The 14,036-nt window shown below is 54.7% G+C and carries 9 protein-coding genes; 4 read left to right on the top strand and 5 right to left on the bottom strand.

The annotated features are described in order from the left end of the window. Nucleotides 1-504: 504 nt before the first annotated feature. Entirely contained in the window at nt 505-1,584 is a 1,080-nt protein-coding gene (locus GOX63_RS23695) for a hypothetical protein (RefSeq protein WP_217356265.1), read from the bottom strand. Nucleotides 1,585-1,789: 205 nt separating this feature from the next. Here GOX63_RS23695 and GOX63_RS21175 point away from each other — a divergent pair, with 205 nt between their 5' ends. From GOX63_RS21175 to GOX63_RS21185, 3 genes are read left to right on the top strand one after another with little or no spacing between them, the layout of a single operon-like run. Next, a complete protein-coding gene (locus GOX63_RS21175) occupies nt 1,790-2,407 on the top strand; it encodes a PepSY domain-containing protein (protein WP_170328617.1) in 618 nt (205 codons plus the stop codon). A 40-nt stretch (nt 2,408-2,447) separates the two neighbouring features. Beyond that, a complete protein-coding gene (locus tag GOX63_RS21180; RefSeq protein ID WP_170328618.1) occupies nt 2,448-3,107 on the top strand; it encodes a response regulator transcription factor in 660 nt (219 codons plus the stop codon). Beyond that, a complete protein-coding gene (locus tag GOX63_RS21185) occupies nt 3,107-4,435 on the top strand; it encodes an ATP-binding protein (RefSeq protein ID WP_170328619.1) in 1,329 nt (442 codons plus the stop codon). The genes GOX63_RS21180 and GOX63_RS21185 overlap by 1 nt, the downstream gene beginning before the upstream one ends. Before the next feature lie 818 nt (nt 4,436-5,253). Here GOX63_RS21185 and GOX63_RS21190 read toward each other — a convergent pair. From GOX63_RS21190 to GOX63_RS21200, 3 genes are all read right to left on the bottom strand, one after another. Then, nucleotides 5,254-5,424 carry a hypothetical protein gene (locus GOX63_RS21190; protein WP_170547122.1) on the bottom strand — a complete coding sequence of 57 codons (171 nt, stop codon included), beginning with the start codon at nt 5,422-5,424 and terminating at the stop codon, nt 5,254-5,256. Nucleotides 5,425-5,501: 77 nt separating this feature from the next. Further along, on the bottom strand, nt 5,502-8,594 hold the full coding sequence (locus GOX63_RS21195; RefSeq protein ID WP_170547125.1) for an efflux RND transporter permease subunit: 3,093 nt from the start codon (nt 8,592-8,594) through the stop codon (nt 5,502-5,504). After that, on the bottom strand, nt 8,594-9,661 hold the full coding sequence (locus tag GOX63_RS21200; protein ID WP_170547128.1) for an efflux RND transporter periplasmic adaptor subunit: 1,068 nt from the start codon (nt 9,659-9,661) through the stop codon (nt 8,594-8,596). The genes GOX63_RS21195 and GOX63_RS21200 overlap by 1 nt, the downstream gene beginning before the upstream one ends. 712 nt (nt 9,662-10,373) lie before the next feature. Between GOX63_RS21200 and GOX63_RS21205 the strand changes: the two genes are divergently transcribed. Beyond that, nucleotides 10,374-12,092 (top strand): hypothetical protein, encoded by a 1,719-nt coding sequence (locus GOX63_RS21205; protein ID WP_170547131.1) that lies wholly within the window; start codon nt 10,374-10,376, stop codon nt 12,090-12,092. 180 nt (nt 12,093-12,272) lie between these two features. Here the strand turns inward: GOX63_RS21205 and GOX63_RS21210 are convergent, their stop codons facing one another. Continuing rightward, complete coding sequence (locus GOX63_RS21210; RefSeq protein WP_170547134.1) at nt 12,273-13,559, bottom strand: MBL fold metallo-hydrolase; 1,287 nt, start codon at nt 13,557-13,559, stop codon at nt 12,273-12,275. Between the last annotated feature and the right edge of the window lie 477 nt (nt 13,560-14,036).

Below are 14,036 nucleotides of genomic sequence, written 5' to 3' on the forward strand. Positions count from 1 at the left end.
TTCAACCACTTTGGCGCATACTTGGTCACGTAGCCTTTGGCCGAATACGAAGGGCCTGATTCCACGAAAGGGGAAACAGCATGATCAAAACTGCCATTGAAGTTACTTCCAATCGTGCTTCAGCAGCCATGCACTCCTGTCGCACCGCTCTGCAACGTGAGACGTCTAAATCTGCTCGTGCAAGCAGCGGACGCTTCCCACCAATTGAGAGTGCGTTGTTGGACATCATCAAGAATACACGACTTGAAGAGGCTAAGAGGGACGTCTGATTGGTTACCCAGATGCCCTGGTTTTCCCGGGCGTCGTCCTGCCCGGGAAACACCTTAAGGTCAAAGCCCGCTCCATCCCGGAGCGGGCTTTTCTTCTGCCTGCAAGGGTTCGGGCAGCGTGTAATCTGATCGCCTGACCCTGTTGAAAGCAAAAGGGCCAGCCACATGCCTCCTCATGCATGGCTGGCCCCAGTCGCCTTGTCTCCGTGAGTGTCTGGCGCCCCCCCCCCCGAGATCAAAGCCCGAGGAGCGATTTCACCGCAGCCTCGACCTCGTCAGTGACGGTTTTGTTGGCGGCGGCCTCAAGAGCTTCACGCTCTTTCTGAGGTTGGTTTTCGACCGCCTCGTTCAGTTCATCAACCGCAGCGACGGCATCGTCATAATCTTGCGCGGCCTGCTGTTCGGCGCTCAGGCTTTCGGCCGTATCGATCGAACCCTGCAAATCCGCCTTGGCTTCGTCCAATTGCGCCTCGATATCCGGGTCGGTCCCGCCGGCCTCAGCAAGGGCTTTTTCAAGGTCGTCCACACGATCCTGTTTTTCCTGTACATCCGACAGTGCGGCCTCAAGATCCTCTTCGATCTCGGGGATCGTCCGGTCTGGCGGGGTCATCTCGTCCAGCAGGCCCTGTTTTTCTTCAAGATCTGCACGCAGGTCCTCGCCGGCCAGAACCGTATCGCGGTAATGTGCAATGCGGCCCACACGGGAATTGGGCGCGGCGTTTTTCAGAGCGGTTGCACTGGCATTGGCCGCATTCAACGCGCCCAGATCGGATGGGGACACGCCCAGAAGGTCAGCTATCTTGCTGCGCTTCGGCCGTGGCTCGGGGCGAAGGGATTCCGTGACAGGGACGGGTTCCTCAGTCTTGCGCGCCACTCTAACGCTTTTAGGCGATTTTTCCCTGGCCAGAGCTTTCTTGCCGCCGAACAAACCCTTCAGGGAAAATCCTTTCTCACTGGAGGATTTCGTTCGCCCACCACCAAAACCCGTGTTCTTGCGGCCCGATTTACCCGCAGATTTCTGGCCTTCACCCTTGGAGGCACCAAATCCGCCCCCCTTACCTTTGCCGCCGCCGTCATTGCCGCCGCCGTTTCCACCCCCATTGCCGCCGCCATTTCCGCCGCCATTTCCGCCGCCGTTGCCACCACCTTTTCCACCGCCGTTGCCACCACCATTTCCGCCGCCGTTCCCGCCACCTTTGCCTTCCTTCGCAAAGGCAACATCAGGAAAAGCTACGGCGCCAACGATCGCCGTTGACCCAAGCATGGCAATAGCAATGGCTGTGGCCTTCATCAGGCTGGTTGTCTTGGTTTTCATAACGGCCCTCATCTACCGAAAACAGGTTTCATTTCTCCGGGCAACTCAGTCTGCCGAATATGCAGACAGGCCAAGCAGGTCGGAATCAGCCCCCACAACCATTTGAACCGATGGGCGTTTAACCCACGCGTAACTGACTGTTCACCGCCAGTTCATGTTGAAAGAGATAGATTGAAGTGCATTTGCCCGGTAAAGAGTACTAGGTATGAAAAAGCTGTTGGTCATAGTTTGTTTAGCCGCCCTTCTTCAGACGACTGAAGGGCACGCGGCAGCGCGTGAACTGAAACAGGCCGAGCTGCGCATGGCGACCACCTCGGGCGGCGCTATTCGATTGAAGAAGGTCATAAAGGGGGTCGAAAAAGCCTTTGGCGGGACCCCGGTCGATGCGCGCGCCTTCCGGGCGGACCAAGTTTACTACCGAATTCTGGTCAAGAAGCCCAATGGCAAGATCATCAGCGTTATCGTCAACGCGAAAACCGGTACCGTCGTGCCCAACCGATCCAGCATCGGTCGCCAGATTTCTGAAGCCGCCCGATCCAGCCCCGGCAATTCAGCCAATGCGAAATCCAAAGAGAACTCCAGCAGCAACAGCAACAAGGGGAATAGCAGCAACCGCGGCGGGAACTCCGGCAACAATGGGGGCGGAAACTCTGGCGGCAATGGCGGCGGAAACTCTGGCGGCAATGGCGGCGGAAACTCTGGCGGCAACGGCGGCGGAAACTCCGGCGGCAACGGCGGCGGAAACTCAGGTGGCAATGGCGGCGGAAATGGGGGTGGAAACGGCGGTGGCAATGGCGGCGGCAACGGAGGCGGTAAGAAGTAATGGTTGAACTGCCGCCCATACGCGCCGATAGGTCCTGAATATGAGAGTCCTTCTGGCAGAAGATGAGCCGCACCTGTGCGAACAGATCAAGAAACTTTTGAACGCGGAAGGCCGCGTTGTGGATGTGGTCCACAACGGGCTCGACGCATTGCATCTGGGTTCGACCGAACCTTACGACATGATCATTCTGGATATCGGCCTGCCCGAACGTGACGGCCTGTCCGTCCTGCGCGGCTGGCGCAACGCAGGTGTGCAAACTCCGGTGCTGATCCTGACCGCCCGCGATGGCTGGAGCGAACGTGTCGACGGTCTGGATGCAGGCGCCGATGACTACATGACCAAGCCGTTCCACATGCCCGAGCTTGCGGCACGTGTGCGGGCCATCCTGCGGCGCCAAAGCGGACAGCTGAACCCGGTGATCGAGATGGGGAACGTCATCCTCGATACCCGGAACGGACGGGTTACCGTGGATGGTATCCCGGTCGTTCTGACCGCGCAGGAAATCGCCGTGCTGACCTATCTGGCGCATAACGCCGGGCGCATGATCTCGCGAACCGAACTGTCCGAGCATATCTATGAATATGACGGCGACCGGGATTCAAACACTATCGCCGTCTTCATCACCCGGCTGCGCAAAAAGCTGGGCCCCGACCTGATCACCACGGTCCGCGGGCGTGGATACATGATCGATTCAGCCTGATGTTATCTCTACGTCAACGGGCATTGCTGGGTGGCATCGCATCGGGCGCCGTGTCTGTTGGCTTGGGGACATTGGCGGTGTTTTCCTACATCGATTCCCGGGTGTCCGAGCAATTCGACACCACGCTGCGTGACCGCCACACGCAGGTTGTCGTCGGGCTAAGTGTTACGACCCAGGACCCCGATGCGTTGCGCGATCTCATGTTCGACCCGGCTTATGGCACGCCCTATTCCGGACGTTATTGGCAGGTCACCAGTAGCGACGGAGAGATTTTCACATCGGCATCCCTTTTTGACGAGACACTCGCGGAACCGCAGGGCGCGCCCGAGGAGGCTGTCCTCTGGAACACGCTCGGCCCGGAAGACGAGGCCTTGCGCAGCGTCTACCAGGAAATCTCTTACGAAGATGGCACGGTCTGGGGCGTCAGCGTTGCCGAATCCCGGGCCCAGCTTCGCAATGAAAGGCGGGCCGCGCAGAAAAGCCTGTTGCCCGTCTTTGCGCTGGTCGGGCTGATTGGGGTTGCGGGCTCTTTGCTGCTGACGTCTGTCATCCTGGGGCCGCTGCGCAAGCTGCGGTCGGATGTGGCGCACCGTTGGGACCGGGATGAGGACCTCAGGCCCGCCGATTACCCCGAAGAAGTGTCTCCGCTGGTTGAAGATCTGAACCAGTTGCTGCGGCGCAACCGGGATATCGTCAGCGGCTCGCGCCGACAGGCCGCCGACCTTGCGCACGCTTTGAAAACCCCGGCCGCTATCCTGAGGAATGAGTTGCAGAACCTGTCGGAAACGGGCGCGGAAACCGAGACAGCCCGGGAAGCGCTGGACCGGATCGACGCGCAGCTCGGCCGCTCGCTGGCCCGGATGCGAGCGATGAACACGGCCGAGCTGACCCATTCCCGCACCGATCTATCCAACTCGGTTGACCGGCTTACGCGTTTGTTTTCCCTCATGGCCGAGCGCGAGGACAAGACGCTCGATGTGACAAGGGAAACCAACCTCTGGGTGCGGATGGACACGCAGGATATCGAAGAGATTCTGGGCAACCTTCTGGACAACGCAATCAAGTGGTGCCGACAGTCGGTACGTCTGACGGCGGCACGCAAAGACAACTGTATCGACATCTGTATCGAAGATGACGGGCCGGGAATCCCGCAGGAGGCCATGCGCGAAGCCCTGCGCTCGGGTGGGCGGCTTGACACGTCCGTCACCGGTAGCGGGTTGGGGCTGGCAATCGCCGTCGACTTGCTGAACGCTTATGGGGCGCGTCTGGATCTGAGTACATCACCGTCCCTTGGCGGCTTGAATTGCCGCATAGCCATCCCGATTTGACCAAAAACCCTATAAAGGCATTTGCGCAAGCGTAACGGCCTACGCAGATAGGTCCCGACTTAGCGTTGCGCGTTCGCATACCTCATTTGAACCAACTCATAAGCGTTAGAAAAGCCGTTTTTGCATCGCCCGTTCAAGCGATATTCAGAACCTCAAATTCTGGTTCACTTGGGGCGCGCATTAGGCATTGGAGGAAGACATGAAAAAAGATTGCATACGTTTCTGCATTGGCATTGTGTTTCGGCGCCCCAGCGGCTTTCGCAGACGGCGGTTTGGCCATTGGTCAGGATCCATATGCATTGGCTGCAACCAAATGTGCCAACAACGGCCCCGGCAATGATGGCGAATACCTCGTCAAAGGCGAGTGCATTAAAGGTGTCGTTGCAGAGGACAAGCTACGGAGCACCCCCTTCCCATCGCCACTTTCAGAAATAAGGCCCTTTCCCCAATTCTAAAAACAACACTATTCCCAATTAATCAAATAGCCATTTGATGATTTATTTATTTAATTCAATACCTTCAGTAAATTAGTCAAGACGTCATAATTCGAGCGGGACGCCACCATAGCGAGTGCACATACACCTATCCTGAGAGAGAAAAAAGCCGTCGCCCTCCACCCGTATCGTCGTCGGGAAGCCAATTCACCGAGCCCCCTACCTCAGCTCCAATTCGAGTTCTTATTAGGCGTAAAATAATCCATCATAATAGGAAATTAGATTTTTTCACACCGATCCAGTTGAAAATTAATGAAGCCTTACCTCGACTTCACCTGGCGTTTTCATTAACTGAAACGTGGCTTCAACAACATCTTTTCAACCTCATTTTGGAGCTTCGCCAAGGTAACCCCCAAAAAATGCGATCATTGCCAATAACACGCCTGCCAGTATCGCAATCACAAACAGTGCTCCGCTTCCTTTGGCAAAATACCCCATCGAAATGAGGCCAACCACAAAGATGCCAATCAAAAAGTACAGTATTGTATTGTCCAACTTGTCCCCCGAATAAGCTGCTTAGTTTATAGAACTGCCTGCTTCGCTCCTGCGAAAGACCGCTTTAAAAGGCGCGGTCATGCGACCTTTGGTGATTGTCGGATGCCATTCAGCGTGGCGAACAAGACCGGGACGAGTATCATTGTGAGCATCGTGCCCACGGTCAATCCGCCCATGATCGTGACGGCCAATCCCACCCAAAATACGTCTGGCAACAGCGGGATAACACCCAGAACCGTTGTAGCTGCGGCCAGAACAACTGGGCGAAGCCTTGATGCACCGGCATTCAAAACCGCATCGTAGCCCGGTTGACCCTCGGCCAGGTTATCGTTGATCTGATCAATCAGAACGATTGCATTTTTGATCATCATACCCGCCAGGCTCATACCCCCGAGCAAGGCAACGAATCCAAACGGTGTATTCGTAAGAAGCAAGCTCGGCACAATACCGATCAGCACGAACGGGACGGTCAGGAAAATGACCAGCGGTCTGCGGTATGAGTTGAATAGACCAACGACGATAAGTGCCATGATCGAAAACGCAGGTATCATGCCCGGTATCAAGGACGCTTGCGCAGACACGGTGTCCTCGTACTCTCCGCCCCACTCCATGCTGTAGCCCGGCGGGAGGTCAGCCTCCAAAGCGTCAAAATCAGCAAGAACTGCGGTGCGATAGCTTGGCAGCGTTACACTGTCGGTCGGATTGGCCTGGACGGTCAGAACCCGGCGCCGGTCGCGGCGGTTGATCGTGGGGTCTTCCGGCTGGACATTCACGCTGCGAACAACCTGCGCCAAGGGGACAGGCTCGGTTGAAAACGGGGACTGCAGTTGCAGCAGTTCAAAATTGTCAACCGCGGCGACGTCTTCCGCACCGGGCCGGACGATGATTGGCAGCAACTCATCGCCTTCGCGGTAGAGGCCGACCGAACGTCCGTCAAAGGCACGTTTCGTCGTGTTACCCAGATCTTCATAGGTGATGCCGGTCCACCGTGCTCGATCCTGATCATAATCGGGGACGGTTTTCAAAACGCGATTGCGCCAATCGGTACGCGCCACCTTGGTCCATTGGTGCTGATCCAGGATCGCAACGGCTCTGTCGCCAATTTCGCGCAAGGTCTCAGGATCGGCATCCGCTGGGCCGATGATGCGGTTTTCGAACGCCCAGGTATTGCTGGGGCCCACACCGAATTGGCGCGTGAAAGAGGTCGCCTCGGGCATATTGGCCGAGATCCACAGCGAGATCGCCTTGGTCATCTCGGGAATGTCGCGGTAATCCTCGACGTTCACTATGACTTGCGCGTAGGACGGGTTTGTTCCTTCCGGGTCGACGGGCAAGTAGAAACGCGGCGGGCCAGCCCCGATGAAGCTGGCGATACCCGTTACCCGGTCGTCCATCTCCACTTGCTCTTCGATCCGCGTGATCGCCTGGGATACGGCTTCGATCCGGGTCCCCTCGGGTGCGTAGTAGTCGATCATGTATTTGGTCATCGACGACGTCGGGAAGAACAGCTGTGTGACGGAGCCAAAGCCAACCCCTGCAATGACCAGAGCGCCCACGGCCACTCCGATCGTCAGGAAACGAGCACGGATCGCGGCAGCCAAGAAGCGGCGGTAGACGGCGTAGAAACCGGTGTCGAAGGTCTCGCTGGCCCCGCCCTTTGGCTCTGGCAGCATGGCAACGCACTGCAGCGGCGTGACCGTCATAGACAACAGCCAACTGACCAACAGCGCAATCCCAACAACTGAGAAGAGCGTCCGGCAATACTCTCCGGCACTCTCGACGGAAGCAAAGATCGGGTAGAACGCCATGACCGCAACGAACGTGGCCCCAAGCAGTGACATGGCCGGGCGCGTGGCGGCATCGATTGCGGCTTTCGCGCGATCCATACCTTGCGACATCCGAACCATAGCGCCATCGGCAACGACGATTGAGTTGTCGACCATCATGCCAAGCGCGATGATCAATGCCCCCAAGGACATGCGCTGCAGGTCTATGCCCAGTGCTGCCAATGGTATGAAAGTGGTAAGGATTGTCAGGATCAGCCCGCTGCCGATGATGATCCCCATGCGAACACCCATCGCCAGAGTCAAAACGACCAGAACGATCGCGACGGCTTGCCCAAGGCTGACCAGAAAACTGCTGACGGCGAGGTTTACGTCATCGGACTGCCAATGAACCCGTTCGACCTCAATTCCCACCGGCAGGCCTGCGATCAGTTCAGATACTTTCGCGTCTACGGCCTCGCCAACGCTGACGACATTGACGCCGGACTGAAAGGATATCGCCAAGCCAATAGACGGAAGACCGTTATAGCGCATCATCGTCGTCGGTGGATCGGCGTAACCTTCCTTGACCTCAACGACTTCACCAAGCCGCAGCAGTTCGGGTCCACGTGCCTGACCACTTTGGGCCTGATCCAGACCACTTGGACGTACAACCAGATCCGCGATGTCCGTTGGACTGGTGAAGGTACCGCTGGGCGCAATGCGCATTCGGTAGTCACCGATATTCACGCGCCCGGCATCCACAATCGCGTTCTGGGTCTGCAACGTGTTGAGAATAGTCTGAGCTGAAACGCCCAATGCGGCCAGCGCTTCTTCGCGCGTTTCCAGATAGATGACCCTGTCGCGCTCTCCCCACAGATCGACGCGTCCTACACCGTCGATCAAGGAAAGCTCGCGCTTAAAGTCTTCGGCGAACCCGTCAAGTTCCTGAGCAGAAAACCCATCTGAGGTCATCGCCAACAGAAGACCGAAGACATCGCCGAAATCATCGTTGATTGCGGGACGACCTGCGCCCGGTGGCAGGTCTGTTTCAACGTCTCTGACTTTGCGGCGCAGCGTATCCCAGATTTGCGGCAGTTCGTCGGACCAATAGTTCGGACGAATCTCGACTTTGATGGTCGACACCCCGGCCCTGCTTTCGCTCGAGATGTAGTCGATTTCTTTGATCTCTTGCAGCTTCAGCTCGATCCGTTCCGTGACCTCCTGCTCAACTTCTTCAGGACTGGCCCCCGGATAGGGAGTGGTCACGACCGCGGTTTTTATGGTGAATTCGGGATCTTCCAGCTGTCCAAGGCTAAAGAACGCTGAAACACCGCCCAAAGTGAGCATGACCACCGTGAACCAAACGAATTTGGCATTGCGGATGGCGAACGCCGCGAGACCCATTACTCCTTATCCTCAGAAAGTAGCGAAACTTTCTGACCTTCTCGCAAAGAGTTCGCTCCGGCAGTGACAACCACGTCGCCAAATTCCAGACCTTCGCTGACGGCCACCCCTTGCGACCGGGGTGTGCCAAGCGCAACTTTCCGCGCGGTCACGGTTTCCGAGCCGGTGTCAAAGACCCAGACATGAGGATCGGTTTCCCCTTCGGGCACGAAAACCGCGCTGGCAGGAACCATGATCGCATCAAATGGCTCATGCCCTTCCTTTGGTTGGCCACGGACGCGCCCTGCCATACCTGGAAGAACAAGAGCATCTTCCGGTTGCTCCATAAACAACGTGACGGGGAAGGTTCGGGTCGTCGCCGAAGCCTCTGATCCAATCTCACTGATTTCCGCTGGCAGAACAACGTCCCCTAATGCATCAAAAGTGACGGTTATGTCCTCGACATGTGGGATCAGGGCGATGTAGCGCTCGGGGATATCGATCACTACTTCGATGTGCTCGGCATCCAGAATGCGCAGTACCGGAGTCTGCGCTGCGACTTCTTCAAAGTCCTCGATGTATTTGGCAACCACCCTGCCATCGAACGGTGCAGCCAGACTTGTATAGGTTAAATCCAGAGTGGCACGGTCCAATGCGCCTTGAACAGAATTGATTGCGGCCAGAGCTGATGTTTCCCCTGCAACAAAGCGATCAAGTGTTGCCTGCGCGGCGACATCTTTCTCAACCAATGAACGTTGGCGATCCGTTTGAAGTTTGGCATTGTCGAACGTCGCCTGAGCACTTTCAAGTTCTGCAGTAAGTCGATCAACCTCAGCCTGGTACGGGGCGGGATCCAAGGCAGCGACAACATCACCCTTCGCCACCAGATCGCCAACCTGAACGTCTACACCAACAACATTACCCGGAACACGAAAAGCCAGGGACACCTCGCGCGCGGCTTTGGCTGTTCCGACAAAGTACCGGTCATGCAAACTGGACAGGTCGGAAATCTCGGTTGCCCTAACAGGACGGACGACCGTTTCGGCCGCTTCCTCTTCCTTCTCCCAGCACCCGGTGAGCGACAACAAGGCAATAAGCCAAACAGATAATCTCTTCATTTCCCCCTCCCGTACTGACCGCTTTCCTCTCGTCGTCTCTATGAAGGTGGCCTAACTTGCAAATTTGGCACCAAAATCTATTCGAATTGTACGCGCTTATAAAACAAAGTCAAAAATCGGAATTTGTTGGGATAGGGGGATCAAAGGAAACCTGTTCACATCTTGTCAGATTCCCACCGGATTGCGGCCTTACCCCTCCAGAACACCGGACCAACGCCCAATGTCGGGAAACTATACGGGGTCGCCTTCTTTGGGGTGAGTTCCAGCATCGCCCCAGTCTTTGACCTGAGCGGACCATTTGGTTGCCTGATGCAATGCTTGCGCGGGTTCGACCGACCTAGTTGCGGGAGGGCGCAACCACCGTTGTCGAACGCAATTGAGATGTCAGGTTTAGGCGCGACCCGACATACACCACTCATCACTAAACTTCTGCTATGCGGGCGCTGGCCGACATTCGCCGCGCCTGCGATCTGTTGGGCACGGCAAGGAAAGGCGGCCACAGAGCTGCCGTTCGCTGTGCTTACAGCACTGGCGTCCATTGTCGGCGGCTGAACGCGGAAAGCGGACTCAAAACAGGCACAATATTTCTGAACTCAAAGACCAATAGTTGAGCTTGAAAGCACGCCATGATTCACCATCTTGAGCTAAGGGTGTCTTCCAAAATTTTCATCCAAGAGGCGTTATGTCACGCACTTCAATTATCGACGAGGAAATCCACCGCTTCCTTGATGGCGATGATGCAGAGATCCTCTGCATCAAAGGGAAATGGGGGGTCGGGAAAACAACGAAGTGGAGCCAAACTCTGGATGACTTTGCAGAGACTGGCAAGCTTCGCAAACAACGATATAGCTATGTCTCTCTATTCGGCTTGAATTCACTAAGTAGTTTTCGAAATGCCATTTTTGAGCAGACTGTTGGGATTGATGACTCAGTGGCGTCACCTAGTAGCGAAACACTCATTGATCTCTTTAAGAACCTTCCGACGAACTGGAGGAAGCTGACAAATACGACTAGAGGCCTTTTGGAGAAAAACACGCGGCTGAATGATAACGTAGTTGCAAGTTCAACGTTCTTTTTTGTTCGCAACCAACTCATTTGCATAGACGATATTGAAAGAGCAGGTGATGGTTTGCGGGTGCAAGACGTGCTCGGGTTGGCTTTGTTCCTGAAGGAAGAGCGCAAATGTAAAGTTGTGCTATTACTCAATGATGAGGAAATCAAAGATGGCGAAAAAGGTGACTTTGCGGCGGCGATAGAAAAAGTTGCGGACGTCGCGCTGCAATTCGAGCCTTCGATTGAAGAAGCGCTGGACATTGCGTTTCGAGAGCCTTCAAAAGAGGCCTCATTGATTAGGCCAAAGGCAGAACTACTCAATATCACGAACATTCGTGTGTTGAAGAAGATTGAGCGATTGGTCTCGCAGCTTCTCCAAACGCTCGTTGGGTACGATGACGCTGTATTGGAACAGGCAGTACGCTCTGCTGTTTTGGGATGCTGGAGCACTCTTCAACCCCAGTTTGCTCCGCCTTTAGATTTCGTCCGAAAACACAACAGCTATTCTCGATTGTTTGAGGATGACATCGATCCGCAAGTTGGGGGCGAAGAGCAGGAGTGGCGCAGCATTCTTAGAAAGTACCAGTATGACTACTCAGATGAACTAGACCTAGCCATTTTCGACGCTGTTGAGGCCGGGTACTTGTCCAAAGAAGAAATAACAGTTTGCGCGAAGAAAGTTGAACAACAGATATTGCATGCTCAAGGCGGCGCCAGTTTTTCGGCAGTATGGAGGGACTTATATCACGGATCGCTAGCAACAAGCGATCAAGAGTTTGGACAAGCGTTATTCGACGCGGCAACTAATGAAGCCGAATACATAACGCCACTGAACCTGAACTCTGCAATACGGGTGCTAAGGCAAATTGGTGAGAATCAGAAAGCCGACGACCTTGTTGATTGGTATGTCGAGGCCCGTTCAGGAGAAGGCCTCGCTTTCTTCGACCTTAAATCACAACATTTTCTGCAAGATGAGCAGATAGACAAAAAACTAGAAGATGCGTTCAATATGTATCGAGAAGATTATCAGGACACTAGAGATCCTCTTTTGGTACTTTTAAACGCTGCACCCGAACGCAATTGGACAGATGAAGATAAGATCTTCATTTCAAAGATGACCTCCAAACAAATTGAGGACACCCTTGAAGGGTTGTGTGGTCCCAACTTGCATGTAGCCATTGATACGATCCTGATGCTCTGTCGAGGAAACTACCCTGAAGCTCAAAAGCTGAAAGATGAAGCGCAAACCGCTTTTGAGAACATAGCCAACAAACACTCACTCAACCGGGAAAAGCTAAATCGGTTAGGTGTACAGTTTCCGCAAGAAATCCAAGTTGCCGCTGACTAGCATAACACTGGGAAGGTCCGCTTTGTGTCGCAAGAGCAGCACCACTGAGTGCATTATTTGAAGTTAGAATGACCGACTTTTAAAGCGGGAGTCGAATAAACGCTTTGACCTTAAGGGCTTGCTTGAACGTCCCTTGGCATCCGTATTGCGGGATAGTTCTTGGGGTGGCAGCTTCACCGATCAAGCCTTGCGGGAAATAGAACAGTCGCAGCGCCGTCCAAGGGCAATTAAGTTCGACCACCGGTACGGCGCTGCGGCAAAAACGCCTGTTAGCATTGGAACATGCCCCGCCTTTGGGCATTTGGTGCAAAGCCGAAGTTGACGATGCTGTTCAAGAAACGTAGGGCCCGGTTGTTTAGTGCTGCCCCCTGCGCGTAGGAGAACTTCAACGTTCGCCCACTTCTGCAAATGATCATAGGCGATACTGTTAGACTCCGAACCATGATGCGGTGCGGTAGCAACTATTGGCGACCATCTTAACCGCCGAGGCAAATGCGGCAAGAAAGACTGGCTAAAATCTGAGCCGTCCCCTAGTGGCGAGTCTGCACAAAACAGAATACCGAACCGGCTTCGAGTCGGTGGCGCAAGAAAGACAAGACTCTCACGGTTTATCTGGGTCAAGTGCATGTATCGTGCGAGCAAAGTCGGTGGTGTTGCTTGCTCAACGGCGTTGATAGGTACGAGGAAACCGCGAGCTCCTCCAGCTGCTTTTCGCGTTTTCGCAAACCCTTCATAGTCGAACCAACGAGTTGGAATCTTGTGTCGAATAGCGGCAACCGCGAGATTGCGTATGGCTTGGGCGGTTTCGATTAGACCTAACCAGTGGAGGGCAATCTGGATTTCCAAGCCTGAACTTTTCCGCTTCTGACGATACTTCACCCTTCGGCGTGCCGATTTGAAGGCGCGATTTGCAAACTCGTCACTTGCTAGTTGTTCCTCCGCTTGACGAAGCGCGTGAAACCACTCGGGTTCAGGCAATATATCTTTGGGATCAAGTGATTGGTCATAACCGTCAAGCCATTCGCTGATTGCCGGCTCATCGTTGGTCTCGGGAAGAGATGCGGTATCCCGCCAATCGTTGTGTTTGATCCCCTCGTTTTCTGCATGCCGCACCATGGAAACAACTTCTTCAGAAGGTTTCTTCAGTTCTGCATCTAGTTCAAGCACTAACTGATTGAGGAATTCGGCTGGGTCGCGAGCGAGTTGCGGGACCACATTGACCCAGCGCCCTGGTAGCCACAACTGGCCTACACGTCCAACCCAATCTTCGAGCAGGGCGGATAGGCCCCCAACATGATCACCGTCGCCGTGGGTGCAAACAACGACATCCAAATACTGCACATCCCGAATTTGATGCTCCAGCACATGTGCAATCTCGTCCTTCTTGTAGCCGCCATCAACAAGCACATTTTTGCCTGCACGACGGAGAAGGAAAGACTCGCCGCTTATAGGTAGTGCCAGCAACATATCCGCTTTCTCTGGTATAGCAGCTGTCATTTTCCCTTATTTCTCTCTCTTTTTTGCTGTGACCTACCGAAGTACTTGGCCGAAAACTGAATTGATACGGAAATACTCACGACCGAAGACCCACAAAGTTCTTGTAGGGCTCTGAGGACACGAAGAAAACGCGGAAGCGGATCTGCAAGAAAGAAAATCGAAGGACCGCTCGGTTTCGCTTTCCGGGATTTTCGAAGCTCGGTTTTGAATGTCTGCTTTGGGCTGCGACCTGCCGAATGCGTACGCGGCGCCCTGTTGGATCAGCAATGACGGATTAGGGCTCTTTCGATCTGTTGATGCCCACCGCAGAGAAAGTCTGCAACGAGCCCAACCGCATCAAAGTTCCAGGAGATTTGGATTCGAGTACGAGTTTTGAGAATGGCTGCGGCGATTTGAGACTACTTTCCGGGGGGCTGAAATTTCCTCCTCACAAACTACCGTTTTTGA

Origin of the sequence: Ruegeria arenilitoris (assembly GCF_013031355.1) — a bacterium.
Lineage (GTDB): Bacteria > Pseudomonadota > Alphaproteobacteria > Rhodobacterales > Rhodobacteraceae > Ruegeria > Ruegeria arenilitoris_C.